The sequence below is a fragment of the Butyrivibrio sp. AE3003 genome (assembly GCF_000686065.1).
Taxonomy (GTDB): domain Bacteria; phylum Bacillota; class Clostridia; order Lachnospirales; family Lachnospiraceae; genus Butyrivibrio; species Butyrivibrio hungatei_A.
In genome coordinates, this window is record NZ_JMLX01000001.1 from 3,062,099 (window position 1) to 3,089,016 (window position 26,918).

Consider the following 26,918-nt stretch of genomic DNA (forward strand, 5'->3'; position numbering starts at 1 on the left):
CTTAACAACAGAGAATGGCTATGGAAAAGAAGAAAAAAGAACCTTTTAATTATCAAAAATTGTATAGGCGTGCGGTACTTGTTATTTACGATGTGATAAGTATAATCCTGGTGAGCTTTATACCTGTACTTATGAGATACGATCTTGATCTCGATCAGGTTGAAGAACACTTCTTGACAACTACGATTACTTATTTGCCTATAAATATTATCGTAACCCTTATTGTGTTTTATGTTTTTAAGCTCTATGACAGCTTATGGGCATATGCCGGAGAAAGAGAGCTGCAGAACCTTGTAATGGGATGTGCCGTTTCAAGCGGTATCACGGCAGTTGGACTTCAGTTTTTCAAAGTTCCGGGACATCAGGCTGAGCCAAAGACCTATTATTTCCTCTATCTGGTTTTGCTTATTGCACTGATCTTTGCAAGCAGATTTTCTTACAGATTTTTGCGAAGTGCCAAGCACCATGCGGAGAAGAACAAAAATGCCAAAGCAATAATGGTAATAGGAGCGGGTGAAGCTGCCAATATTATCATTAAAGATATTATCAAGAGCAATTACAACACAATGTCCATCAAATGTATCATCGATGATGATTCGGACAAGTGGGGCAGATATATTCAGGGAATCAGGGTTGTCGGCGGAAGAGACAGGATTGTAGAATGCGCGGATCTGTATGATATTGATGAGATTATTGTTGCCATTCCTTCTGTTTCAAGACAGGAACTTAAGAAGATACTTGATATCTGTAAAAATACACATTGTAAGATGCGTGCGCTTCCCGGAATGTACCAGCTTTTAAGCGGCGAGGTTAACGTATCGAGACTTCGCGATGTTGAAGTAGAAGACCTTCTGGGAAGAGATCCAATTGCGGTCGATATCGACTCCATCGCAGGTTATGTCAGCGGAAAGACCGTTATGGTAACAGGTGGCGGCGGATCTATCGGATCGGAGCTCTGTAGACAGGTTGCCGGACATAAGCCCAAGAGACTTATAATTGTAGATATTTACGAGAATAATGCCTATGACATTCAGCAGGAGCTCAAGACAAAATATCCCGATCTTGACCTTGTTGTTCTCATTGCGTCAGTAAGAAATACACTCAGGATCAATATGATATTCGAAAAGTATAAGCCTGAGATCGTATACCATGCAGCTGCACACAAGCACGTGCCTCTTATGGAGGACAGCCCGAATGAAGCTATCAAGAATAATGTATTCGGAACCTGGAAGACAGCTATGGCAGCAGCTATGAACGGCACCGAGAAGTTTGTTATGATCTCAACCGATAAGGCTGTAAATCCCACGAACGTAATGGGTGCAAGTAAGAGAATCTGCGAGATGATCGTTCAGACGATGAATAAGCACTACGATACGGAATTCGTGGCGGTCAGATTTGGTAATGTACTTGGTTCAAACGGTTCTGTTATCCCGCTCTTTAAGAAACAGATTGCGGCAGGCGGACCCGTTACGGTTACAGACCCTAATATCATCAGATACTTTATGACAATTTCAGAGGCGGTTTCCCTCGTGCTTCAGGCAGGAGCATTTGCAAAGGGCGGCGAGATATTTGTACTTGATATGGGTGAACCCGTCAAGATACTCGATCTTGCAGAGAACCTCATAAAACTTTCCGGATACAAGGTCGGAGAGGATATCAGAATTGAATTTACGGGACTTCGCCCGGGTGAGAAACTCTACGAAGAGATGCTCATGGATGAAGAAGGACTTCAGGATACAGAGAATAAGATGATCCATATCGGAAAGCCTATTGAGCTTGATGAGATGAAGTTGTTCTCGGGGCTCGAGCGACTTAATGTTGCGGCAAAAGAGGAATCACCTGAGATAAGAACTCTCGTAAAAGAGATAGTTACAACATACCATCCCGCCAATAACGAAGCGGACAGTACGGAAGAACACAAAGAAATGCTTAAAAAGCTAGCTGAAAAAATCAATACGGAGGAATGATCGTGGAAATTAGACCCTTTCAGAAAAAAATCTGGCTTTCATCCCCGACAATGCACGGTGATGAGATCAAGTACGTGCAGGAGGCATATGACACCAACTGGATGTCAACTGTCGGAGCGAATATAAACGAGGCTGAAAAACTTATATGTGAAAAGATCGGATGCAAGGAGGCTGTTGCACTTTCATCGGGAACAGCTGCGCTTCATCTTGCGATAAAACTTGCAGGTGAAAGACTTTACGGTCAGCCTAAGATCGGACACGGAACACTTGAGGGAAAGAAAGTATTTTGTTCCGATCTTACTTTCGATGCTACAGTAAATCCCATTGCTTATGAGGGCGGTGAAGCTGTATTTATCGATACGGAAGAAGATACATGGAATATGGATCCCGAATCACTGGAAAGAGCTTTTGAGACATATCCCGATGTAAGACTTGTAGTCGTTGCACATCTTTACGGAACACCCGGAAAGATAGACGGAATCCAGAGAATCTGCCGTGCGCACAATGCACTTATAGTTGAGGATGCGGCTGAATCTCTCGGTGCAACCTACAAGGGAAAGCAGACGGGACTTTTTGGTGATTACAGCATTCTCTCTTTTAACGGAAACAAGATCATAACCGGTTCCGCGGGAGGAATGTTCCTTACAAACAGTACAGAAGATGCTCACAAGGTGCGTAAGTGGTCCACTCAGGCAAGAGAGGATGCACCCTGGTATCAGCATGAGGAACTTGGCTACAACTACAGAATGAGCAACGTTATTGCCGGAGTTGTAAGGGGACAGATTCCTTATCTTGAAGAGCATGTCGCTCAGAAAAAAGAAATCTATATGCGTTACAAAGAAGGCCTCAAGGGACTTCCCGTAAAGATGAATCCTTACGATAAGAAGAACAGTGAGCCGAATTTCTGGCTTTCATGCATGATCATAGATGAGGATGTAATGTGCAGACAGGTTCGCGGAGAAAAAGAAGTTCTTTACAATCCCGAGCCCGGAAAGACATGTCCCACAGAGATCCTTAGTGCTATCGCTGAGAATAACGCAGAGGGACGTCCTATCTGGAAGCCGATGCATATGCAGCCTATCTACAGGTCAAACGCATTTATCACAAAGCACGGAAACGGAAGAGCCCGCAGCAATGCTTACATTGAAGAGGAAGGCTTTAAGGATGTCGGAGCCGATATCTTTAACAGAGGCTTATGCCTTCCAAGTGACATCAAGATGACAAAAGAGCAGCAGGATATGATCATTGAGATCATAAGAAGATGCTTTGACTAATAATGCTTTGGACACGGCATATTTCGGAGTGACGAATGATTTATTCAAAATTTATTAAGAGATTGATAGATATAATACTGTCTTTACTGGTACTCATACCTTTTTGCTGGTTGTACCTTATACTTGCGATACTCGTAAGAGTTAAGCTCGGAAGTCCTGTTATTTTCAGACAGCCGAGGCCCGGCAAGGACGGAGAAGTTTTTAACCTTTACAAATTCAGGACAATGACTGATGCAAAGGATGAAAACGGAAATCTTCTTCCCGATGAAGACAGACTTCCCGAGTTTGGTAAAAAGCTCAGAGCGACCAGCCTTGATGAACTTCCTGAGTTTTTAAACATTTTAAAGGGTGACATGAGTTTCATAGGTCCCAGGCCCCTTCTTGTCAAATACCTTCCCCTCTATAACGAGGAACAGAGGCACAGACATGATGTAAGACCGGGACTTACGGGATGGGCACAGGTTAACGGAAGGAATCTTCTCAGCTGGGAAGACAGATTTGAGAAAGATGTATATTACGCAAGAAATATATCATTCCTTTTCGATCTCAAGATTTTTTTCATGACCATCGCTGTAGTATTTAAGCACGATGACATAAACAGTGCCACAGATGCCACAATGGAGGCATTTACAGGTACAAAACCAAAGGAGCAGTAAAATGAATATTTTATTTTGCAGTGTCGGAAGACGCTGTGAACTTTTAAAAGATTTTAGAAAAACGCTTGGGGACAAGGTTCATATGGTTGTTACGGATAACAGCGTATATGCGCCGGCTCCCGCTTTTGCGGATGTTTGCTATAGAGTTCCGCTTATAACGGCGCCTGAGTACATCCCGACAATTCTTGATATTTGCAAGAAAGAAAAGATTGATGCGGTAACGACACTTATCGACCCTGAGATCGCAATTCTTTCGGCTCACAGAAAAGAGTTTGAGGAACTCGGTGTTGAAGTGCTTGCTCCATATGAGGAAACTGCAAAGCTTTGCTTTGATAAATTTGAGATGTACAAGTACCTCATGGAAAAAGGAATCAACACGGTAAAGACTTACGGCTGTTTCGATGATTTCGACAAGGATTACAACGAAGGCAAGATAAATCTTCCTGTCTTCGTTAAGCCGAGAACCGGAAGCGGAAGCGTAGGAGCACGCAAGGTTGATACATATGAACTTCTTAAGGAAGTTACCGAGAAAGATCCGGGGCTTATTATTCAGGAGCTTATGACGGGAAAAGATATGGATGCAGATATCTATGTCGATACAATAAGCCACAAGCCCGTTGCGGTTTTCTCCAAGAAAAAAAATCTCTACTACGATCGGTGGAGCAAACAAGACAATATCATTCAAGGATGAGAAACTCTTTGAATTTGCACAGAAAGCGCTTGAGGTATTTAAGTTCAACGGACCTCTCGATATGGATCTCTTTTACCAGAACGGTGAGTATTATCTTTCTGAGATCAATCCGAGATTCGGAGGAGCTTATCTTCATGCCTACGGCGCGGGAGTTGATTTCCCGTCATTCATTTACAGAAATGTTGTTGAGAAAAAAGAAAACGCTCAGCAGATCGGGCAGTATGACGAGAACGTCGTTATGATGATGTATGACAGTGTTGTCATAGATACATTGGATAACCTTGAGGATCGAATGAGAGAAATCTGATAATGACAATTTTGATTTTGGCGAACTATGCAAACGGTCTTTATCTTTTTAGAAAAGAACTGCTTGAGTCCTTTAAAAATGCGGGACACAAGGTGATAGTTTCCGTTCCTTTCGATGAGAATGTGCACAAGCTTACGGATATGAACGTGGAACTTGTGGACACTCATCTTGAAAGACACGGGATGAATCCGCTAAAAGACCTCAAATTGTTTGCAAGTTACATGAAAATAATGAAGAAGACAAGACCTGACGCGGTTCTTACATATACGATAAAGCCCAATATTTACGGGGCATCCGCGGCAAAATTCTTGAGAATCCCTTATATCTGCAACGTTACCGGACTCGGTACTGCGATAGAAGGCGGCGGGATGCTCAGTAAGATTCTTGTGAAGATGTATTCTTTTTCAATGAACAGGGCGGTAAAGGTCTTTTTTCAGAATAAGAGAAACCTTGAATTCATGCAGAATAAAGGTGTTGCAAAAAAGAATGCGGCTCTTTTGCCCGGATCCGGAGTAAATCTTACGGATCATCCTTTCAGGGAATATCCTTCGGAGGAAGACGGTATACGTTTTCTTGCGGTCATAAGGATAATGAAAGATAAGGGAATTGAGGAGTATCTTAAGGCTGCGGAAGAGATAACTTCCGCAAATGATAAAGTCTTTTTTGATCTTGTCGGAGAATACGAAGAGGACGAGAGGGAAAAGTATGAGCCTATGATACGGGCGCTTGAAGAAAAAGGCGTGGTAAAGTATCATGGGCATCTGGACAGCGTAGAACCTGTAATGGCTAACAGCCATGTTATAGTACATCCTTCATACCATGAGGGACTTTCAAATGTGCTTCTCGAAGCGGGAGCGTGCGGAAGACCTGTTCTTGCAACCGATGTAAACGGATGTAAAGAAACATTTGAAGAAGGTGTGACGGGAATAGGCTTTAAGCCGGGAAATGCTTCGGCACTTTCGGATGCTATACATAAAATACTTGCACTTTCCGAGAATGACAGGAAAAGCATGGGGCAAAAAGCCAGATTGTTTATTGAGAAAAATTATGACAGAAAAATTGTCATTTCAACTTATGAGCAAACGCTTAAAGAACTGTAAAAATGTGATTTTTACAGATGTTTGACAGGCGTAGTATAATAAATGTGTTCTTGAATTTTTTATTTAAGAATCTATAATTATGTAAAAAACTTTAACATTGAAATGTTAATGATTTGGAGGATTCAAATGGGTTTGTATGAGAAACTTCTCGCCGGAGAAGAAAAACTGTCATTGGTTGGACTTGGTTATGTAGGTATGCCTATTGCTGTGGCATATGCTAAGAAGATAAAGGTAGTGGGATACGATTTTAACGCTGCCAAGGTTGAACTTTATAAGAAGGGAATCGACCCTACAAGAGAAGTCGGCGATGAAGCTATTAAGAATACAAGTGTTGAATTTACAGCAGATCCCGAGAAACTTCGTGAGTGTAAGTTCCATGTAGTTGCGGTTCCTACACCTGTAAATGACGATCACACACCCGATCTTTCACCTGTAGAGGGAGCAAGCCACACACTCGGTAAGTACCTCACAAAGGGAAGTATCGTAGTATATGAGTCAACAGTATATCCCGGAGTAACAGAGGATATCTGTGTTCCTATTCTTGAGAAGGAGTCCGGACTTAAGTGCGGCGTTGATTTCAAGGTAGGATATTCACCTGAGCGTATCAACCCCGGTGACAAGGTTCACAGACTTGATACCATTACAAAGATTGTTTCAGGTATGGATGAAGAGACTCTTGAGGAAGTTGCAAACGTATACAGTCTTGTTGCACTTGCCGGAGTTTATAAGGCACAGTCTATCAAAGTTGCCGAGGCTGCAAAGGTTATCGAGAACAGCCAGAGAGATATCAATATTGCATTTATGAACGAGCTTTCAATGATCTTCCACAAGATGGATATCGATACAAAGAGCGTTCTTGAGGCTGCCGGAACAAAGTGGAATTTCCTTAAATTCTTCCCCGGCCTTGTAGGTGGTCACTGCATCGGTGTAGACCCTTACTACCTCACATACAAAGCAGAAGAACTCGGTTATCATTCACAGATCATTCTTTCGGGAAGAAGAATCAATGATGACATGGGTAAATATATCGCAGAGTCTTGCGTAAAGAACCTTATCGCAAACGACATCGCGGTTAAGAATGCGAAGGTTGCTATTCTTGGATTCACATTCAAGGAGAACTGCCCTGATACACGTAATACCAAGATCATCGACATTTACAACGAGCTTGGCGAGTACGGAATCACTCCGGTAGTGGTTGATCCCGAAGCTGATGCCGACGAGGCTAAGAGACTTTACGGTATCGATTTTGATTCATTGGATGCCGTTAAGGATATGGATGCGGTTATCGTTGCTGTTGCTCACAAGGAATTCGAGAGCTACAAGCCTGCAGATATCGCAAAATTCTTCAATGCAAAACATAAGACAAAGGTGTTCATGGATCTTAAGGGAATCTATGATATGAGCGAATATACCGCGCCTGAATATGATTATTGGAGACTTTGAGCACTTAGCGAGGTTCTTACGAGCTTAGTGCGAAAGTCGTTCCGGCGAGCGAAGCGAGAGCGGAACCTCCTTATTATTTGAAAAGAGGACTTTTTTAAATGGGTTTTAAAGAGCTTAAATTTGACGACGACAGTTTATTTTTGGTAACCGGAGGCGCAGGCTTCATCGGTTCCAACATTTGCGAAGCACTTCTTGATATGGGTTACAAGGTAAGATGTCTTGATAATCTTTCAACAGGACATATTGAGAATATTCAGCCTTTAATGGAAAACAAGAATTTCACCTTCATTGAGGACGATATCAGAGACCTTGATGCATGTATGAAAGCAACTGAAGGTGTTACATATGTTTTGAACGAAGCTGCATGGGGAAGCGTTCCCAGAAGTATTGAGATGCCTCTTCTTTACGAGGAGATCAATATCAGAGGAACACTTAACATGATGGAAGCATCAAGACAGAACGGAGTTAAGAAGTTTGTATATGCTTCAAGCTCATCTGTTTACGGAGATTCAACAATTCTTCCCAAGAAAGAAGGACAGGAAGGAAATGTTCTTTCTCCTTATGCACTTACAAAGAAAGTAGATGAAGAGTACGGAAAGCTCTATAAGAAGCTTTACGGACTTGATACATACGGACTTCGTTATTTCAACGTATTCGGAAGAAGACAGGATCCCAACGGCGCATATGCTGCAGTTATTCCCAAGTTCCTTAAGCAGCTTATGAATGGTGAGACTCCTACTATAAACGGCGACGGTAAGCAGTCACGTGACTTTACTTATGTTGATAATGTAATTGAAGGTAACTTAAGAGCTTGTCTTGCATCATCAGAGGCAGCAGGAGAGGCTTACAATATCGGAGCAGGCGGAAGAGAGTATCTTATCGATGTATATCATCACCTCACAGATGCGCTCGGTCTTGATGTAGAGCCTAACTACGGACCTGCAAGAAAAGGTGATATCAGAGATTCAAACGCTGATATTTCAAAAGCAAGACAGAACCTTGGCTACGATCCTTCTTACGATTTCAAGGCAGGAATTGAACTTGCAATCAACTGGTATAAAGAGAATCTATGAAAATAGTAATTCGAATGGACGACATAACTCCTGCAATGGATTGGGAGAAATTTGACAGATTTAAAGGAATACTCGATAAGCATGGAATCAAGCCGCTTATCGGGGTTATTCCCGATTGTAAAGATGAGAAGGTCAATGTTTCCGAACCCCGGGAAGATTTCTGGAAGATGGTAAAAGACCTTCAGGATTCGGGTTGGGCAGTTGCAATGCACGGCTTTAATCATGTCTACACCACCAAGGAAGCAGGAGTTTTTCCCATCGGAGGAAAGTCTGAGTTTGCAGGCCTTCCCTATTACAAGCAGGATGAAATGATCATGATGGGAAGTCGTATTCTGAGAGAAAATAAGATAATGACGGATGTTTTTATGGCACCCTCACATTCGTTTGACAGGAATACGATAAAAGCTCTTAAGAAAAATGGTTTTTTCAAGATTACGGACGGCTTTGGGATAGCGCCGTATAAGCGGTCGGGACTTATTTTTTACCCGATTTCGATAAGCAGAGCGAAGACTCTTTCCGATAAGCGGGACGGAATAACCACTTTCGTATATCATACCAATACAATGGATGAAAAAGAGTTTGAAGAATTAGACAATCTGCTTAATACAGCACAGGTTGTGTCGTATTCCGAACTTATGGAAATGAGAGCTACAGAGCAGGGAATACTTAGGTTTATTCTAGAGTATATTTTAGCTAAGGCCAAATACACTGTTGTTAATCTGAAGAAAAGCAGAAACATAAAGTGAGGAGTTATGGAAGATAACTATGGACAGATAAGAGTCTTACATGTCTTAGGGGGACTTGGAGTAGGCGGAGCTGAATGTCGCATAATGGATTTATATCGTAATATGAATAGGGACAGGGTCCAGTTTGATTTCCTTGTCCATTATTCGCCTGATAAGACAGGGAAAAAGAGTCCGACTTCTGATGAACTGATGGCAGTTCGAGAGCCGGACTATTTTGATAATACGGTATATTCATTGGGCGGAAGAATATTCTGTCTTCCAAAATTTGTGGGAACCAATTTGCTTGATTACAAAGCTGCGATCAAGAAATTTTTTAATGAGCATCGCGATGAGTGGAAAGTTGTGCAGGGGCATATGACGAGTACCGCGGCTATCTACCTTCCAATCGCAAAGAAAGCCGGGATTCCCATCCTCGTTGCGCACGCAAGGAGCGCGGGCGTTGATAAGGGCGTGAAAGGCGTTGCTACAAACTTTTTGAGAACTCCGCTTCGCAAAGAAGGAATTACCGATTATAACTTTGCCTGTTCGAAAGAGGCAGGGATAGCGGTATTTGGAAATACACTTATGGAGAAGGGGAAAGTAAAGATCATCCCCAATGCAATTGACTTAAAGAACTTTGCCTACGATGAAGAAAAAAGAAATAAGATAAGAAAAGAACTCGGCGTGTCCAACGCTGTTGTTATAGGACACGTAGGTAGCTTTAGATATGCCAAGAACCACGAGTTTTTGCTTCAGGTCTTTTTCGGTATTTGTAAGATGCTTGAAAATGATGCGGATAACAAATACTGCATGCTTCACGGTATTCGCATGAAACTTCTGATGCTTGGCACGGGACCTTTAATGGATGATATGAAGAAGCTCGCGGACAGGCTTGGGATATATGACAAATGTATCTTTGCGGGAAATAAGAGTAATGCTGCAGATTATTATCAGGCGATGGATTATTTCTGCTTCCCTTCAAGATATGAGGGACTTCCCGGAAGTGTTATAGAGGCGCAGGCAGCGGGGCTTCAGTGCGTTGTGTCAGATTCTGTGACACCTGAAGTTGACGTGACGGAACTTGTTACCATGATGAGCATCAATGACGATCCAAAGAAATGGTCAAAGAAAATACTTGATGACCTTATCCTTGACGACAATGATTCCGACGATGAGGCAGATGCCGGATATGAGTCACTTGTAGCCACAGGTAACAGTGCAGGCGGCTGCTCATTGGGAGACAGAGAAGGAACATCCGATTATATTTTGAATAAATTAAGAGATGCCGGATTTGACGTGAAGTTACAGGCAAAACAGATGGCATATTTTTATGAAAGAGGAAATTTTTAATGGCAGATAAAAAGAAAAAACTAATGCTCATGGTGCCCATGCTTCATCAGGGCGGATTTGAGCGTGTTTGCATAAAGACTGCAAGATTGATGCAGGAGTATTACAACGTATACATACTTATATTCAGCTCCAAAGATATCAACTTTGACGTAACGGGACTTGAAGTGATCGATATTGATGTGCCGGCTAAGAAGGGCACGATAAATAAAGTATTCAATGTAATAAAGAGAGTCATCAAGACAAGAAAGATTAAGAAACAGCTTGGAATCGACATTGCCTACAGTTTCGGAAGTACAGCGAATTATGTAAATGTTCTTTCAAAGGGAAAAGAAAGAGTGCTTACCGGACTTCGTTGTCAGACTGATATGGAAAGTCCAAAGAAGATAAAGATGTTCTGCAACGGATCAGATCAGGTTCTTTCCTGTTCAAAAGAGATCGTAAGGCAGCTTCTTCGCGACTTTGATTATAATAAAAGTACTTACATCTACAACCCACTTGATGTTGAGGATGTAAAGGCAAAGGGCAGTGAAGAGATAGCGGATATGCCTTTTAAGGGAGAAGATGTAAAGACCATATCCTGTATGGTGAGAAACGATTACATAAAGGGTGTATGGCATCTTGTAAAAGCTTTTTCACTTGTTTATAAAAAGCATCCCGAGGCAAGACTTATAGTTCTTGGCGCGGGAAATTGGTCAGAGTACGAAAAGCTCTCTGAACAGCTTGGAGTTAAAGGGAAAGCTTGTTTCCCCGGAGTAAAAAAGAATCCTTTTTCTTATGTATCTTCTTCAGATATTTACGTGTGCAGTTCCAATCATGAGGGATTCCCCAATGCGGTACTTGAAGCAATGGCGCTCGGAAAACCTGTTATTTCTGCAGACTGTAAGACGGGCCCTAGAGAGATTCTTTTGAGCGAGAGTGAGTACGATAAGCTTATAAAAGAGATACCAAACGGAGACAGCACAAAAGACGCGATTGAGGGAACATACGGAATACTGGTGCCCGATCTCGGCGAAAATGTGGATATGGATCCAAATAACATAACAGGGGGTGAAAAACTCCTTGCGGAAAAGATAATAAGCCTTTTGGATGATGAGGACAAAGCTTCAAGATATGCAGAAAAAGCCTATGAGAGAGCGATGTTCTACGCGCCCGAAAAATATAAAGAAAGTATACATGAGATTTTCAAGAGGTATGAATAATGCATTATAAAGTTGTAGTCTTCGGTGTAAAAGATACATCCGAGAACATAATAGATTTCATAGAAAAAGAACTATGCAAGGTTGACCTTGTAATGACCATTGCACCCAAGGTTCTTGAACATAATCAGGTTTCAGGATTCAAGGGACTCAGCTTCCTGACAGAGAAGTACGGAATTCCAGTTTTCGAAGCAGAGAGCTATTTCCTTAACGATGAAAAGACAAAGAAGTTTATTGAGGAAAATACTTTTGACCTCGGAATCGTAATGGGATGGCAGAGACTTATTCCCAAGGAAGTTCTTGATGCATTTAAGAGCGGAATATACGGTTTCCACGGAAATTGTGGATATCTTCCCTTCGGAAGAGGAAGATCGCCCCTTAACTGGTCGGTTATTCTCGGAGATACGAGATTTAATCTCAATCTTTTCAGATATGATGAGCATGCGGACAGCCCAAATGTATTTGCAACGGAGATGTTCCAGATAAATGAGCACGACGATATCAGAACGGCTCAGTACAAGAATATGATCTGTTCCAAGAATCTTATCAGAAAGCTTGTCACAACATATATGGAAAAAGGTGAGATTCCCATTCACACTGATTCAAAAGATTATGATTCATGGTACAATAAACGTACCGCCAAAGACGGAAAGATTGATTTCAAAGACAGAACAAGAAATATCTATAATCTTATAAGGGGCGTTGCGGCACCTTTCCCCGGAGCATTCTGCTATGCGGGATCCGAGGATGAGAAGAATAAGGTTACTGTCTGGGAAGCACATCCTTTTGATGAGATGATAGATTTTTCCGGATTTGCTCCCGGTGAGATCGTGGATATGTTCGACGGAAAGCCGATTGTCCGCACAGTTGACGGATCCATAAGAATAGACAGATATGAATCTGAAGCAGAATTAAAAGTAGGAACGGTACTTTTGTAATTATGAAAACAATAGCATTTCACTTGAACTGCCTTGTACAGGGCGGTGCCGAGCGCGTGGTATCAAACCTCGCCAATCAATTTGCCAAGGAAGGCTATAAAGTGTATGTCGCCACTGAGTGGGTGGATGAGAATGAGTTTGCTCTTGATGAGAGAGTCACAAGAGTGCACGTAGGTCTTCGTGAAGGCGATGAGAAAAAGAACAGGATAACAAAGTTCTTTTTACGTGTGAAATATCTCAAAGAATTTGTGAAAAATTATCATCCGGATGTACTTATAGCATTTGCGCAGAGAGCCAATTACAGAGCGCTCATGGCAGCAGGCAAAAGTGACGTGCCTGTCGTAATATCCATAAGGACAGACCCGGTTGGACATTATGACGCATTTTCTGATAAAGTACAGATAAAGTGGTTGTTCCCGAGGGCAGCAGGTTGTGTATTCCAGACAACCGGACAGAAGGAGTTCTTTAAACCATACCTTCAGGATAATTCAGCCATTATATTAAATCCGATAAATCCCAAGTATTTTGGCCTTAAGAAGCCTGAGAGCAGGGATAAATCGGTGGTACATCACGCTAGGCTTGTAGACTTCAAAAATCAGCCTATGCTGTGCGAAGCTTTTATTAAGGTGCATGAGAAGCACCCCGACTATGTTCTTAAGATCTACGGACCCGATTCATTTGACGGGACAAAAGAGATACTTGATAAGATCATTGCGGATAACCACGCGGAAGACTACATTCTTCTCATGGGCGGAAGCGATGAGCTCGAAAAAGAAATACCAAAGGGCGCGGTTTATGCCTTTTCATCGGATTGGGAAGGACTTCCGAATTCGCTTCTTGAAGCAATGGCGATGGGAATGCCCTGTGTTGCAACGGATTGTCCGTGCGGTGGTCCAAGAACCGTTATAAGAGACGGTGAGAACGGACTTCTTGTTCCGATAAAGGATCCTGATGCGCTTGCCGAGGGTATATGTAAGCTTATCGAGGACAGAGAACTTGCGGAGCGCCTTGGAGATGAAGCTTCCAAGATAGAACAGATTGCCAATTCCGAAGCTGTATTTGTGCAGTGGAGAGATTATTTAGAGAAGATTATTAGAAAATAACAGGAGAATAAGGGTAATGTTTTCATTTGATGATTACAGAGAGATTGTCCGTGCCATTAAAGCTACGGGCCGTTATGCCACATATGAAGAAGCACTTGATAAAGACAGCTTTGTCATTATGAGACACGACGTTGAGTATTCGGTTGAGAGAGCGCATGCTCTTGCCAAGGTCGAAGAGAGTATGGACTTCAGGTCTACATTCTTTTTCCAGTGGACAAATAATTCATATAATATCCTGTCCAGAAAAAACAGGGATATTCTTTCCGATATGCATGAGAGAGGCCAGCATATAGGTCTTCACTTTGCATTAAACGGAATGACAGATATGAGAGTTATACGAGAGAGGATTAAGCAGGAAATCGATATGCTCAGCAATATGCTCGGCTTTGAGATCAACTCTTTTTCCATTCACAGACCGTCACCTGACGTTCTTGCTGAGAATATCAAGATTTCAGGAATTATCAACGCATATCAGGATGATTTCTTTACATTTGATCCGAAGGCAACACCCGAGTCAGATCTTGATGTAAAGTATATGTCTGATGCCAACCATGTTTGGAGATACGGCTATCCCGATGAAGAAACAATAAATAAATATGATAAGGTTCAGATTCTGACACATCCTTTTGCATGGACAAAGAAGGGATATGACAATCTTGAGAACTATAAGACACTTGTTAATGAGAAATATGTCGAGCTTATCGATTCTATTGATAATGAGTGCAAGGATTTCGGTGCTCTTCGCGATAACTTCGAAAAACTACCTGTGGAGCTGTAAATATAAATAATGTGCGGAATTTGCGGATATATTTCAAAAAAGAGAATAACTGAAGAACAGCTGAGGATCATGAATGATACCATGTATCACAGAGGGCCCGATGACAGCGGTGTTGAGATCTATTCAGGAGCAGATGATTATGTCATAGGCTTTGCTCAGAGACGTCTTTCAATCCTGGATCTGTCTCCTTTGGGACATCAGCCGATGCACTCCGAGAACGGCAGATTATCTGTTGTCTATAACGGAGAGATATTCAACTACCGTGAACTCAAGGAAGAACTCTCTGACTATGAGTTTAAGTCGAATTGTGATACGGAAGTCATAATCGCTGCGTACCTCAAGTGGGGAATAGATATGGTGGATCACATCCACGGAATGTTTGCGATTGCAATATATGACAGAGAGACATCCGATGTTTATCTTATAAGAGACAGAATAGGTAAGAAGCCGCTTTTTTACTGGTTTGACGGAGAAAACATTGTTTTTGCTTCAGAGCTTAAGCCTATTATGAAGTGCCCCGGATTTAAGCCGGAGATAAGAAAACAGGTTATTTCAAGATTTCTTCTTCAGCAGTATATTGCTGCTCCCGATACTATCTTTACCGATGTGTATAAGCTTGAGGCAGGTTCATATCTTAAGTTTTGCGCAGGTAAGATTACCAAGAAGAAGTATTGGGATATAAAAGAAGTATACAAAGAGATGTCGAAAGATCCCGTAAGAAGCTATGCGGAAGCAAAGGAAGGACTGAAAGAGAGACTTAAGAAGTCCGTTGCATCCAGAATGATAGCCGATGTTCCTCTCGGAACTTTCTTGTCGGGCGGATATGATTCATCTCTTATAACGGCAATTGCCCAGAAACATTCAGACAGGCCGGTAAAGACATTCTGCATAGGTTTTGATGTTCCCAGATATAATGAAGCGGAGTATGCCAAGGAAATCGCAAAACACCTTGGAACCGATCACACAGAGCTCTATATTTCAGAAAAAGAGATGTTCGAGCTTGTAAGTAGTATTCCGCAGTACTACGACGAACCTTTTGCGGATAACTCAGAGATTCCTTCGATGCTTGTAAGTAAACTTGCGAAACAGGATGTCACCGTAGCTCTTTCGGGTGACGGAGGAGATGAGTTTTTCTGCGGATATAATGTATATGATAACGTGAGAACGGCGCAGCTTCTTGATATTCCGGGAGCTATTGTACACAGTCTTTCGCGTATTAAGAGCGGAGACGGAACGCTCCTTGATAAGATGCCGTTCAGGGTTAAGGTTGTTGCAAACAACAGAGATCCCGAAACCAAGACACAGCTTGTATCAGAAGGATATGTAAGAGCTTCGCATGCCTTTATATCAGGCAATGAGGACATGGATATCCCGATGAGTGCGGCTCAGTATCTTGCGACGGATTACAATGTCGGAAGCAATATGCAGCCTGTTCTGTATCCTGTGGAGAGCCTTTACGGAGTAAATAATTTCCAGATAAGAAGAATGCTTCTTGATATGGATACATACCTTCCCGAGGATATTCTGGTTAAGATGGACAGGGCGTCCATGAAATATTCGCTTGAAGCAAGATGTCCTATCATGGATACGGAGGTTATGGAGTATTCGTTCAGGATACCTCACAGATTCAAGTATAATAGGGGCGATAAGAAGCATATCTTAAAAGATATTGCTTATGACTATATACCTAAAGAGCTTTTGGAAAGACCAAAGACAGGTTTCGGCGTGCCTATGGATGAATGGCTTCGCGGACCTTTAAGAGAGCAGCTTCTTGATTACAGCAGCACATCTTTCCTTAGCAAACAGGATATTTTTGATGTAAACTATGTTTCAAACTTTATAAACGATTATGTTGTAAAAGGAGACGGAGGCCCCGCAACGGGAGCTAACTACAGCAAGATTGCGTGGTCATTCTATATATTCCAGCAGTGGTATAATTTCCACATGATCTGACAGAAGTGAAAAGAGGAGAAATAAATGACAAGAGAAGAAGTATTTGAGAAATTAAACGAAGTGTTCAGAGATGTTTTCGAAGATGACGACATCACCGTTGAAGATGCTACAACGGCAGCAGACGTAGACGGATGGGATTCACTTGAGCACATCAATCTTATAAATGCCATTGAGCAGGAGTTTGATATCAAATTCAACATGGGACAGATCGTATCCATGAAAAATGTAGGTGAGATGGCAGACATTATCATCAGCAAATTACAGGGATAATAAGATGAAAATACATCATGTAGGATACCTTGCCAAGAGCATAGACAAGACGGAAAAGAAATTTTTTGAGCTTGGCTATGAAGTTGAACAGGCCACCAAGTACGATGAGATAAGGGATATTAAGATCGAGTTTCTGAAAAACGGAGATTACAGAGTTGAGCTCATTGAGCCCATGGGAGAGAATTCCCCGATGTATCCGCTTTTGAAGCGCTTTAAGAATACCCCTTATCATTTTTGCTATGAAGTGGAAGATATGGACAAGGCTGTAAAAGAGCTTGAGAGCAAACACTACACCGTCATACATGAGCCTACTATCGCGCCTTGTATAGACGGCAAGAAAGTTGCCTTTTTGAATAATATCAGTATGGGGATAATCGAACTTGTCGAATTCTGAGAATAAAAAACATATCGCCATGTATATAGGTTCGCTCGAAAAGGGCGGAGCGGAGAGAGTAATGTCTAATCTTGCCGATTATTTTTTTGAGCAGGGTTATAAAGTTACTCTCGTTACTACATATCTGGCGGCAAATGAATATGAAGTAAAACATGCAGCATGGAAGCGTGTTCCCGCGGGGGCACCCAATGCAGTCCATGTCGCAGATCTTGATGAAAACCCTGTGTGGGTTGACCTTGAAGGCGGAGAAAAGGGCGGTATCAGAAGAGTCTTTTCCGCACTTCTTAAAGAAGAACAGGCAGGCAGAGCGGCAAATCTAAAGAACAGATACGAGAAACTCCGTAATATCTGGAAAGACCTTAAACCCGATCTGGTTCTGAGTTTTCTTGGAAAAAACAACATAATGGCTCTTTCAACCGCGACAAGGGAAGGAATCAAAGTTGTTGTATCCGTGCGTGCCGATCCTGATATGGAATACGGTACTGTGGGGCTTAAGTCGGCCATGCTCGTGACTTTCGGAAAAGCGGCGGGAGTTGTTGTTCAGTCTAAGGGCGCAAAGGCCAAATTCCCCAAATATATTCAAAAAAAATGTATAATACTTCCAAACTCCCTCAATCCTTCTTTTATCAGAAAGCGCTATATCGGCGACCGTGAGAAGAAGATTGTGATGGTTGCAAGGATTAACAGCAATAAAAATCAGGAAATGGTAATGAGGGCGTTTAAAGACGCAGCAGGCGAAGCTTTTCCCGATTATTCACTTGTTTTTTACGGAGACGGTCCGGACAGCATCAAGCTTCAGAGGCTTGCATCCGAACTTGGGATAAGAAAAAGAGTTGAGTTTAAGGGAAATGTAAGCAATGTGGCGGAGCATATCGAGAAGGCTGCGCTTTTCATACTTGCATCCAACCATGAAGGTATGCCGAATTCTCTTATTGAGGCGATGTCACTGGGACTTCCCTGTATATCGACGGATTGTCCCTGCGGCGGACCGAGAGACCTAATTGATGACGGGGTAAACGGACTTCTTGTTCCCGTTGGAGACAAAGATGCTATGGCACGTGCCATTACAAAGGTACTGTCAGATAAGGAACTATCTGAGAAGCTCGGAGCAGAGGCTACCAAGATTCAGGAGATTTGCAGTCCCGATGTTACCAATGCCAAGTGGAGAAAGTATTTTGATAAGATAATGGAAGGATAATAGAGGATAAGTTTTTTATGATGAAAGAACTGGAATATCCATTTGACAACAGTTACATAATGAAAAAGTCCAAGTCGATAAAGAAGGCTCTTCTTGCCGACGGCTCGGACAGGATAAAGAAAAAGATAGCGGTGCTCGGAGGCTCCACAACTCACGATATCATTAGGATTCTGGAGCTCTTTTTGCTTAACTATGATATAGAGCCTGTTTTCTATGAGTCGGAGTACGGACAGTACTGGCAGGATGCCATGTTTCCTTCGGATGAGCTAAAAGAGTTTGCTCCTGACATTATCTTTATTCACACAAGTAACAGGAATATTATCGAATATCCTACTATGGATGACAGCGAGGCAGCGGTACAGGATAAGCTTGATAATACATTCAGGCACTTTGAGACGATGTGGCACAATCTGCATGAACTCTATCATTGTCCGATTATCCAGAATAATTTTGAGGCGCCTTTTTACAGGCTTATGGGAAACAGGGACGGATATGACATTCACGGAAGGCTTTCTTTTATCAACAGGCTTAATTTCATGTTTTCCGAGTATGCAGGAAAGGCTTCGGGAGATGAAGGAAGCTTTTTTATAAATGATATAAATTATCTTTCAACCTGCTACGGACTTGATGCGTGGTCAGATCCTCTTGCATGGCATATGTACAAGTATGCGCTCTGCATTCAGGCTATACCTACGCTCAGTTTTAATGTGGCAAATATAATCAAGTCGATTTACGGAAAGAACAAGAAGGGACTTGTTCTTGACCTCGACAATACACTGTGGGGCGGCGTTGTAGGCGACGACGGTCCGGACGGAATCGAGATAGGACAGGAGACCAATTTAGGTCAGGTTTATCTTGAATTCCAGAATTATATCAAGGCTCAGAAGGAGCTTGGTATCGTGCTTGCGGTTGATTCCAAGAACGATGAAGAGAATGCACTTGCGGGGCTTAATCATCCCGACGGAGCGCTTAAACCCGATGATTTTGTATTCATAAAGGCAAACTGGGAACCCAAGAGTGAGAATATGAAGGCGATTGCTTCAGAGCTCAATGTGCTTCCGGAATCACTTGTCTTTGTGGATGACAATCCGGCTGAGAGAGCGATTGTTACGGGACAGATTCCTAAGGTGAATGCGCCCGAGATCGATACTCCCGAGCACTATATAAGAATTCTCGATCACTCGGGATTTTTTGAGACAACATCCATTTCTGAGGATGACAGGAAAAGAAATGAGATGTACATGGCAAACAGGAAGAGGACAGAGCTTCAGGAGAGCTTCAAGGATTACAGCGAGTACCTTAAGTCTCTTGAGATGAAGGCTGTCATAGCTCCTTTTGAAAAGATGTACATTCCAAGGATTGCCCAGCTTACAAACAAGAGCAATCAGTTTAATCTTACAACAAAGAGATATACTCCCGATGATATCGAGAAGACCGCAAACGACAGCAGTAACATCACTCTTTACGGCCGTCTTGAGGATAAGTTCGGGGATAACGGAATAGTTTCGCTTGTAATAGGCAAGCAGGATGGCGAAGAGCTTCATATCGACCTCTGGCTTATGAGCTGCAGAGTTTTGAAAAGAGATATGGAATTTGCCATGATGGATACGCTTGCAAAGAAAGCAAGTGAGAGGGGAATAAAGACTGTCTACGGATATTATTACCCCACAGCCAAGAACAAGATGGTCAAGGACTTCTATTCACTTCAGGGATTTGATCTTGTGAAGGAAGATGAAGAGGGGAATAAGACCTACAAGCTTGATCTTGATGGATATACAAATAAAAACAACGTTATAGACGTGGAGACAGTATGTGCGGAATAGCAGGACTTATCGGGTTTAGAGGCGACCTTAAGGAAAACATCGGGAAGATGAATCACAGGATGCTTCACAGAGGCCCCGACGATGAAGGAATCTATATAAGTGATGACAAAAAAGTGGCGCTTGGGCACAGGCGCCTTTCTATTGTGGACTTATCCAAAAAGGGCGCTCAGCCCATGATGTCACATTCCGGACGAAAAGTTATCGCATATAACGGCGAGATCTACAATGCATCCGTGGTAAAAGACAAGCTTATCGCGGAGGGGAAAGTTACTGAATTTAACGGAACTTCCGATACTGAAATTCTTATAGAATCGATAGATGCTTATGGCATGGAAGAGACTTTGACCATGTGCAAGGGAATGTTTGGAATAGCCGTTTATGATATGGACAAAAACACTGTTACCTTTGCGCGTGACAGAGTCGGAGAAAAGCCTTTGTACTACGGAAACGTTGGCGGAGCTTTTGCATTTGCTTCGGATATCGGATGCCTTCGCGTGATAGACGGCTTTGACAATGAGATAAACACAGAGGTTCTTGATATCTATTTTACGGAAGGATATATTCCTGCGCCCTATACGATTTACAAGGGCATCTATAAGCTAGAAGCGGGATGTATCATGACCGTAAATGTCGACGATCTTTCTTCCGAGACAAAGAGCTATTTCTCGATGACGGAAACTGCCGTAAAAGGGCAGCGCAATCTTTTTAAAGGTAGCAAGGAAGAGGCGGCGGAAGAACTTGAGAGACTTCTGAAAGAATCGATAAAAGGCCAGATGGTTGCCGATGTTCCTTTGGGAGCTTTTTTGTCAGCGGGAATAGACAGTAGCACGATCGTTGCACTTATGCAGTCGGTTGCGCCCGGCAAGGTAAGAACATTTACCGTCGGAATGGAAGATAAGAAGTTCAACGAGGCCGAGCAGGCAGGCGAGATAGCAAGGCATCTGGGAACAATTCATACCGAGGAATATATAACAGAGAAGGATGCAAAAGAAGTAATTCCGCAGCTTTCCTTTATGTTTGGTGAGCCTTTTGCGGATTCTTCACAGATTCCGACATATCTTGTTAGTAAGATGACAAGAAAGCATGTTACCGTATCGCTTTCGGGCGACGGCGGAGATGAGCTTTTTGCGGGATACAGATCCTATGAGTCTGTTGAAAGAGTGTGGGGGAAGGTTGGAAAACTTCCGTACTTTATAAGAAAACCCGCATCAATCCTTATGCTTAACAGCCCATATTCAAAGAGCGAAGCGGGGATGGCAAAGGCCATGTACATGGGAGCAAAAGGTCCCGGAGATGTGCACAGGCTTGAACATGAGGGTGACCCGATTGTAAAAAAGATTGCGCTTAAGAACGGAGCAAAGCCTCTTTCTTACAAATATACGGAGATGGATACGAATTTACTTGCAGATCCTTGTCACAATGCGATGCTTATGGATATGCTTGTTTATCATCCGGATGACATACTTGTCAAAGTCGACAGGACAGCAATGGCGGTCTCTCTTGAAACCAGAGTGCCGATGCTGGACAGAGATATACTTGAATTTGCGTGGAGCCTTCCAAGGAATTACTTAAGAGAAGGGAATGTCGGAAAGCAGGTTCTTCGAAACGTGCTCTATAAGTACGTTCCCAAGGAGATGGTCAACAGGCCGAAAAAAGGTTTTTCGATTCCGATAGACAAATGGCTCCTTGATGATAAAATAAGGCAGTGGGCAGAAGCTCTTCTTGATAAAGATAAGATAAGGCAGCAGGGTATACTTGATCCCGATGTTGTAGAGAAAATCTGGACCGACTTCACACAGCGCGGAATTTACAGGATACAGATATGGTATATCCTTATGTTCCAGCAGTGGTATGAAAAAGAGTATATGATCAAGTAATAAAAGAATTATATTTAGTGGCAGGCGCCTGTTTTATAAGAAGGGTGCGTGTTATATGAAAGATTTTTTATGGGTATAACTTCGTTTTATTTTCTGTGCTTTTTTGCACTTGTGTTAATTGCATATTATACGATTCCTCTTTTGTTCAAAAAAAGAGGTCAGTGGGTGGTGCTTTTATTTGCGAGCATCATCTTCTATTTGTTTTCCGTAAATGGGAACTATGTGCAGATTGTATTTCCGCTTGCAGCCTCGTTTACGACATGGGGGCTTTTAAAGCTTTTGGCCGGGACAGAAGAAAAAGAGCTTCTAAAAAGAAGGCTGATTCTTGTTGCGGAGCTTGTTGTTCTTCTTGGAATACTTATCGTGTTTAAGTTCTATAAGTTCATAACAGGTGGCGGTATTACACCTCCTACGGGACTTTCATTCTATACTTTTATTCTTTTGGGATACTTTATTGAAGTTTATAACGGCATCGGAGTAAGAAGGGACAGCCTTCTTGAGACAACTCTCATCGGTATGTTCTTTCCGCTTGTGGTTCAGGGACCTATTATAAAAACCCGTGAACACAGTGGGCAGTTGTTTGAATATCACAAAGCTGATTTTAAGAATCTTACATTCGGAGCGCAGAGAATGCTCTGGGGCTTCTTTAAGATGCTTGTTATCTCGCAGAGACTTCGCACTGTTGTTGATAAGATTTACGCCATTGATGCAGAGTACACGGGAGCATATGTCTGGGTGGGGACTGTGTGTTTTGCTTTTGAGTTATATACGAATTTTTCGGGTGGAATAGATATTGTGATCGGTTTGTCCGAGATGCTTGGAATCATTCTTCCAGAAAACTTTACGACTCCTTTCTTTGCTAAGAACATAAGCGAGTATTGGAGAAGGTGGCACGCTACGCTCGGAATCTGGATGAAGGACAATGTCTTTTACCCGCTTCTTAGAACCAAGATGATAATGGGGCTTGGAAAAAAGCTTAAGAAAGTCTTTGGTAAAAAGAAAGGTAAGCAGCTAACTACTTACGTTGCAATGTTCATCTTATGGTTTTCTGTAGGTTTATGGCACGGAGGAGGGGCAACTTTTGTTATCGGTTCAGGTCTTTTGCACTGGGCATATATCGTGCTCGGAGAAGTGACACTTCCGTTCTTTACATGGATTTTTGAAAAGAAGATGCACATCAATTTGCAGAGTAAATTTGCAAACGGATTCAGGGTTGTGAGAACATTTTTCTTTGTATGCATCGGAGATCTGTTTTTTAGATCAAAGAGTATTCCGCATGCGCTTGGATTGCTTAAAAGAAGCGTGAGTGCGTTTAATCCGCAGATCTTTATTGACGGTAGCTTGCTGAACCTCGGGCTTAGTATTTACGAGTGGGGAGTACTGCTTGTATCACTTGCGGTGCTCATTACGGTTTCAACTATTCAGTACAGAATGGAGCTATCACGTGACGGTAAGATCACAGGCAGCAGGTTTGAAGGATATTCAAGCTTAAGGGAGTACATTGCATCCAAGAAGCTTGTGATCAGATGGATTGTGTATCTTGCGCTGTTTTTTACAGTGCTTTTACTTGCCGAGTACGGACCGGGATTTAATCCTGCGGATTCGATATATGATGACTTCTAAGTTTTAATAGTGCGGTTTGCATGTGATTAAGGGAAGTATTATAGGTTGTTGGTTTATAAGGATTTCAGATAAAAAACTATGAGTAAGAAACAGATATTTAAGATAATAATTTTCATAGTGGCGGTTATGTGGCTTATCCCTCATATCACTTACTGTATCAGAACCCCCAGTGATGCGAAGGACAGGTTTGTCGGTTTTTATGCGGAAAAAAAGAATACGATAGATGCTGTTGTTATCGGTTCAAGTCCTGTTCCTTATTGTATTGCTACACCAAGAATCTACGGGGATATGGGGATAACCATGTATCCTCTTTCTACAAACATGCAAAGACCGGTTGCAGCAAAGTATCTTGTGGAAGAGGCTCTTAAGACGCAGGATCCGGATCTTTTTATCTTTGAGATGAAGATGTGGCAGGCAGAGGATGAGCAACTTATAAATTTAGATAAAGATAAGCACATGGGACACACAAGGGAAGTTACGGATAATATGAAGTATTCTCTTAACAGGATTCGCGCCATCAATGCGATGGTAGATGAAGATTATGCAGATGATGCAGAAGATTCTGAGAATGATGAAGATAATGCAGAGAATGCTGTGAGTGGCGATGATGGCAAAGTTAATGAGGATATGAAACGCATTAACTTTTACTTTGATATTTTTAAGTATCATTCAAATTGGAAGACACTTGTAATGTGGAGCCAGCTACGTACGTTTTTTTATGAGTATCCTGATGATCTGAAAGGTTTTACGCCTTCCGATGAAGTAGGACCTGCTGAAAAAGGAAATTTCAGCAGCGTTACCGGTGTGGAGAAGATGCCTGCTGAGCAGGAAGAATATTTGGCGGATCTTATTTCATGCCTTAGGAAGCATAATAAGGATGCGCTCTTTATTATCACTCCGTTTACCGTAAGCGAAGAGGAGCAAAAGAAGATCAATTACATCAGGGATTATGTGACAGAGAGAGGCTACAATTTCCTTGATATGAATCAGCATCTAGATGAGATTGGCTTTGATGAGGCTACCGATTACAAGGACGGTGGAACTCATGTGAATATCGTCGGCGCCGATAAAGTGACGGTTTGGTTTGAAGATTACCTGTCAGAGAATTATGTTCAGACAGGCAAACTTGGCAAGCACGACAGAAGACACGGCCGCAATTACAATTCCTGGAAGAAGTCTTATGACCTCTGGATGGAAGAACTCTCTCTCGGTGAAGATAAGATCCGTGAACGAATCGCGAACGGAGATTATTGGAGATCGGAAGTAAATGACGAGAATGAAGAGGCAGAATGAAGGTAGGAAAAATATTTTTAGTAATGTTGTGTTTATTACTGACAGCATGCGGTGATAATAAAGAACCAGTTTCAGGTGATATTTGCAGTGACGTATCGATCGAGGAGGCAACAAATACATATAAGGCTGTACGAACGAACTTGGATAATCCAATTGCTCCGTCTTGCAGTGAAAAAGAAGATGACGAGAGGTATAGATCATTTTTTGAAAAAGAATTTGTAGATACGGCTTCAAATTTATGGGGGCAACTATGGATGCCGAGTTTTCTTTTTACTTATGTAGATTTTGATAAAAATGGTTCTGATGAGCTTGTTATTGGAGATGGTGAGGGAATCTATTTTGTTATTACCGAAGTTAATGGAAAATATAATAAATCAGGTTCCTACGGGTGGCTTCAAAATTATGGACCGTTGCCTTCCAAACATGTAGGAAACGGATATTTTATTACAATGGCCGATGGTGGAAGTTTCACAGAACTGACTCATTATGAGCCGGCAATAAATGATATGGGAATCATTGCATATCTTAATGGGAATTATGAATCGAACAGAGGTAGTTGTTGGGATCTTTATATTCTAAAAGAAGGCGGTGTTCCTAATATTCATAAAATTAATGATTACGAAGATTGTTATGGTAATCCAAATTATATGCATTCATCACTGGATTATAGCGATTATGATTATGACTTTGACTTTAAATATTTTAAAGGAGAGGGCGGTCTGGTAATGAATGAGCTTGGACTTAAGTATGCGGATCTCGTAAAGTCACATGATGGAGAAAATTGGCTAGAGGAACTCACATGGCGATCTGTTGGTGAAATGGTATTTATGAACAGTAAAATTTATTCTACGAAGAATATCTCGTCGGAAATGTCACATCTTTTAAGTGATGTGACAATGACGGTTTGTATTTATATCAATGAATATGAAAATATTGATACAATAGAGGATTATATTAATTCTTATGGTTATGATAGAGATGGCTTTATAGGAATGATTCAGGACAGAGTCATGTTTGAAGATAAATATGTCAGATATAACGGGAAAATATCGCATAATCAAATTATAACCGATGATGGTTCATCCATGCCCTGTGATGAATTCTATGAACTTGTAAGGGACGTGCTCAAAAACAGCTAAAAAGAAAATGGTATTAAATCAGTATTCACTTAGAGCAGTAATAAATTCTTCTTTGTTACAACCGTCGCAAAATGAATATATAGCTGCTTTTTCGTCATATATTTTTTTCAGTTTTTCATAATATGTTTTTTCATCGACTTCTACATCGTCTATGGCATAGTGAAAATCAAGAAATTTTCCTGCTTCGTCATCCCAACTGCCAAGATCATATGTATATCTTCCGCCTGAAAAAATACATTTCCATTTTCCTTCCGAAAGGGAATAAACTATATCATAATATTGTCCTTGCCACCCATTCGAATTACATAGAAGTCCTTTTTTTCAATATACGAAAAACCCAACATAAGCGTATGAAGTATGTTTACTTCTCCATGATGAAATGAAACAATCAGACATCCGTCTGCTTCACAATAACCCTCAATAGCAAGTTCGGGAATATCATCGTCATCTACATAAATGAGCCTATAACGCGGGAAATCTGGGGCGGTTTCAATGTATGCTTTATATCCTTCTTGCCATGAAGAAAACCCTTTTCCAAATATCCACTGATTCTCGAGGGAGCCATCGCCGTCGCCATCGTTGGAAATACCAATGGATGCGATATCTTCATCGTGCGTAGAAGTAGAGCCGGCATCAGTGGATATGTCGTTTGCTATATCGGTTTTTGTATTTTGGCATCCTGCAAGCAAAGCTGTTATGCAGATCAGTATTATAAATGCTTTCTTCTTCATAAAAAAATCTCCTAAA

24 protein-coding genes are annotated in these 26,918 nt (G+C 41.8%); 23 read left to right on the forward strand and 1 reads right to left on the reverse strand.

Annotation, left to right across the window (positions count from 1 at the left end; all coding sequences use genetic code 11):
• Window positions 1-20: 20 nt before the first annotated feature.
• The 23 genes from CD00_RS18600 to CD00_RS0114785 all read left to right on the forward strand — a co-directional run bounded on the left by CD00_RS18600 (window position 21) and on the right by CD00_RS0114785 (window position 26,171).
• Window positions 21-1,967 (forward strand): polysaccharide biosynthesis protein, encoded by a 1,947-nt coding sequence (locus CD00_RS18600; RefSeq protein ID WP_034462153.1) that lies wholly within the window; start codon window positions 21-23, stop codon window positions 1,965-1,967.
• On the forward strand, window positions 1,964-3,241 hold the full coding sequence (locus CD00_RS0114685; protein WP_034462155.1) for a DegT/DnrJ/EryC1/StrS family aminotransferase: 1,278 nt from the start codon (window positions 1,964-1,966) through the stop codon (window positions 3,239-3,241). The genes CD00_RS18600 and CD00_RS0114685 overlap by 4 nt, the downstream gene beginning before the upstream one ends.
• A 35-nt stretch (window positions 3,242-3,276) precedes the next feature.
• Window positions 3,277-3,897, forward strand: a complete 621-nt coding sequence (locus CD00_RS0114690; RefSeq protein WP_304412729.1) for a sugar transferase — start codon at window positions 3,277-3,279, stop codon at window positions 3,895-3,897.
• A 1-nt stretch (window position 3,898) separates the two neighbouring features.
• Window positions 3,899-4,588, forward strand: coding sequence for an ATP-grasp domain-containing protein (locus tag CD00_RS18605; protein WP_207640508.1), 690 nt, complete (start codon window positions 3,899-3,901; stop codon window positions 4,586-4,588).
• On the forward strand, window positions 4,515-4,895 hold the full coding sequence (locus CD00_RS20445) for an ATP-grasp domain-containing protein (protein WP_207640509.1): 381 nt from the start codon (window positions 4,515-4,517) through the stop codon (window positions 4,893-4,895). The genes CD00_RS18605 and CD00_RS20445 overlap by 74 nt, the downstream gene beginning before the upstream one ends.
• A 2-nt stretch (window positions 4,896-4,897) precedes the next feature.
• Window positions 4,898-5,995 (forward strand): glycosyltransferase family 4 protein, encoded by a 1,098-nt coding sequence (locus tag CD00_RS0114700; RefSeq protein ID WP_034462156.1) that lies wholly within the window; start codon window positions 4,898-4,900, stop codon window positions 5,993-5,995.
• A 126-nt stretch (window positions 5,996-6,121) separates the two neighbouring features.
• Entirely contained in the window at window positions 6,122-7,438 is a 1,317-nt protein-coding gene (locus tag CD00_RS0114705; protein WP_026656654.1) for a nucleotide sugar dehydrogenase, read from the forward strand.
• A 98-nt stretch (window positions 7,439-7,536) separates the two neighbouring features.
• Complete coding sequence (locus CD00_RS0114710; RefSeq protein WP_026656655.1) at window positions 7,537-8,511, forward strand: SDR family oxidoreductase; 975 nt, start codon at window positions 7,537-7,539, stop codon at window positions 8,509-8,511.
• Window positions 8,508-9,257 carry a DUF2334 domain-containing protein gene (locus CD00_RS0114715; RefSeq protein ID WP_026656656.1) on the forward strand — a complete coding sequence of 250 codons (750 nt, stop codon included), beginning with the start codon at window positions 8,508-8,510 and terminating at the stop codon, window positions 9,255-9,257. Before CD00_RS0114710 ends, CD00_RS0114715 begins: the two co-directional genes overlap by 4 nt.
• Window positions 9,258-9,263: 6 nt before the next feature.
• Window positions 9,264-10,586 carry a glycosyltransferase gene (locus CD00_RS0114720; protein WP_026656658.1) on the forward strand — a complete coding sequence of 441 codons (1,323 nt, stop codon included), beginning with the start codon at window positions 9,264-9,266 and terminating at the stop codon, window positions 10,584-10,586.
• Complete coding sequence (locus CD00_RS0114725; protein ID WP_026656659.1) at window positions 10,586-11,785, forward strand: glycosyltransferase; 1,200 nt, start codon at window positions 10,586-10,588, stop codon at window positions 11,783-11,785. Before CD00_RS0114720 ends, CD00_RS0114725 begins: the two co-directional genes overlap by 1 nt.
• Window positions 11,785-12,720 (forward strand): methionyl-tRNA formyltransferase, encoded by a 936-nt coding sequence (locus tag CD00_RS0114730; RefSeq protein WP_026656660.1) that lies wholly within the window; start codon window positions 11,785-11,787, stop codon window positions 12,718-12,720. The genes CD00_RS0114725 and CD00_RS0114730 overlap by 1 nt, the downstream gene beginning before the upstream one ends.
• Before the next feature lie 2 nt (window positions 12,721-12,722).
• Window positions 12,723-13,823, forward strand: coding sequence for a glycosyltransferase (locus tag CD00_RS0114735; protein ID WP_026656661.1), 1,101 nt, complete (start codon window positions 12,723-12,725; stop codon window positions 13,821-13,823).
• Between the two features lie 16 nt (window positions 13,824-13,839).
• A complete protein-coding gene (locus tag CD00_RS0114740) occupies window positions 13,840-14,601 on the forward strand; it encodes a hypothetical protein (RefSeq protein WP_026656662.1) in 762 nt (253 codons plus the stop codon).
• Window positions 14,602-14,610: 9 nt separating this feature from the next.
• Window positions 14,611-16,554 carry an asparagine synthase (glutamine-hydrolyzing) gene (asnB, locus tag CD00_RS0114745; protein ID WP_026656663.1) on the forward strand — a complete coding sequence of 648 codons (1,944 nt, stop codon included), beginning with the start codon at window positions 14,611-14,613 and terminating at the stop codon, window positions 16,552-16,554.
• Window positions 16,555-16,578: 24 nt separating this feature from the next.
• Window positions 16,579-16,824, forward strand: coding sequence for an acyl carrier protein (locus CD00_RS0114750; RefSeq protein ID WP_026656664.1), 246 nt, complete (start codon window positions 16,579-16,581; stop codon window positions 16,822-16,824).
• Between the two features lie 4 nt (window positions 16,825-16,828).
• On the forward strand, window positions 16,829-17,218 hold the full coding sequence (locus tag CD00_RS0114755) for a VOC family protein (protein ID WP_026656665.1): 390 nt from the start codon (window positions 16,829-16,831) through the stop codon (window positions 17,216-17,218).
• 19 nt (window positions 17,219-17,237) lie between these two features.
• The gene (locus CD00_RS0114760; RefSeq protein WP_034462570.1) at window positions 17,238-18,416 is read left to right on the forward strand and encodes a glycosyltransferase; all 1,179 of its coding nucleotides are present in this window, start codon (window positions 17,238-17,240) and stop codon (window positions 18,414-18,416) included.
• A 17-nt stretch (window positions 18,417-18,433) separates the two neighbouring features.
• A complete protein-coding gene (locus CD00_RS0114765; RefSeq protein ID WP_330370452.1) occupies window positions 18,434-20,239 on the forward strand; it encodes an HAD-IIIC family phosphatase in 1,806 nt (601 codons plus the stop codon).
• Window positions 20,227-22,116, forward strand: coding sequence for an asparagine synthase (glutamine-hydrolyzing) (gene asnB / locus CD00_RS0114770; protein ID WP_026656669.1), 1,890 nt, complete (start codon window positions 20,227-20,229; stop codon window positions 22,114-22,116). Before CD00_RS0114765 ends, asnB (CD00_RS0114770) begins: the two co-directional genes overlap by 13 nt.
• A 111-nt stretch (window positions 22,117-22,227) precedes the next feature.
• Window positions 22,228-23,739 (forward strand): MBOAT family O-acyltransferase, encoded by a 1,512-nt coding sequence (locus tag CD00_RS0114775; protein WP_242838984.1) that lies wholly within the window; start codon window positions 22,228-22,230, stop codon window positions 23,737-23,739.
• A 78-nt stretch (window positions 23,740-23,817) separates the two neighbouring features.
• Window positions 23,818-25,032 carry a hypothetical protein gene (locus CD00_RS0114780; RefSeq protein ID WP_026656671.1) on the forward strand — a complete coding sequence of 405 codons (1,215 nt, stop codon included), beginning with the start codon at window positions 23,818-23,820 and terminating at the stop codon, window positions 25,030-25,032.
• The gene (locus CD00_RS0114785) at window positions 25,029-26,171 is read left to right on the forward strand and encodes a hypothetical protein (RefSeq protein WP_026656672.1); all 1,143 of its coding nucleotides are present in this window, start codon (window positions 25,029-25,031) and stop codon (window positions 26,169-26,171) included. The genes CD00_RS0114780 and CD00_RS0114785 overlap by 4 nt, the downstream gene beginning before the upstream one ends.
• Before the next feature lie 266 nt (window positions 26,172-26,437).
• On the opposite strand, the gene CD00_RS0114790 is transcribed toward CD00_RS0114785, so the two are convergent.
• Window positions 26,438-26,902, reverse strand: a complete 465-nt coding sequence (locus CD00_RS0114790) for a hypothetical protein (RefSeq protein ID WP_026656673.1) — start codon at window positions 26,900-26,902, stop codon at window positions 26,438-26,440.
• Between the last annotated feature and the right edge of the window lie 16 nt (window positions 26,903-26,918).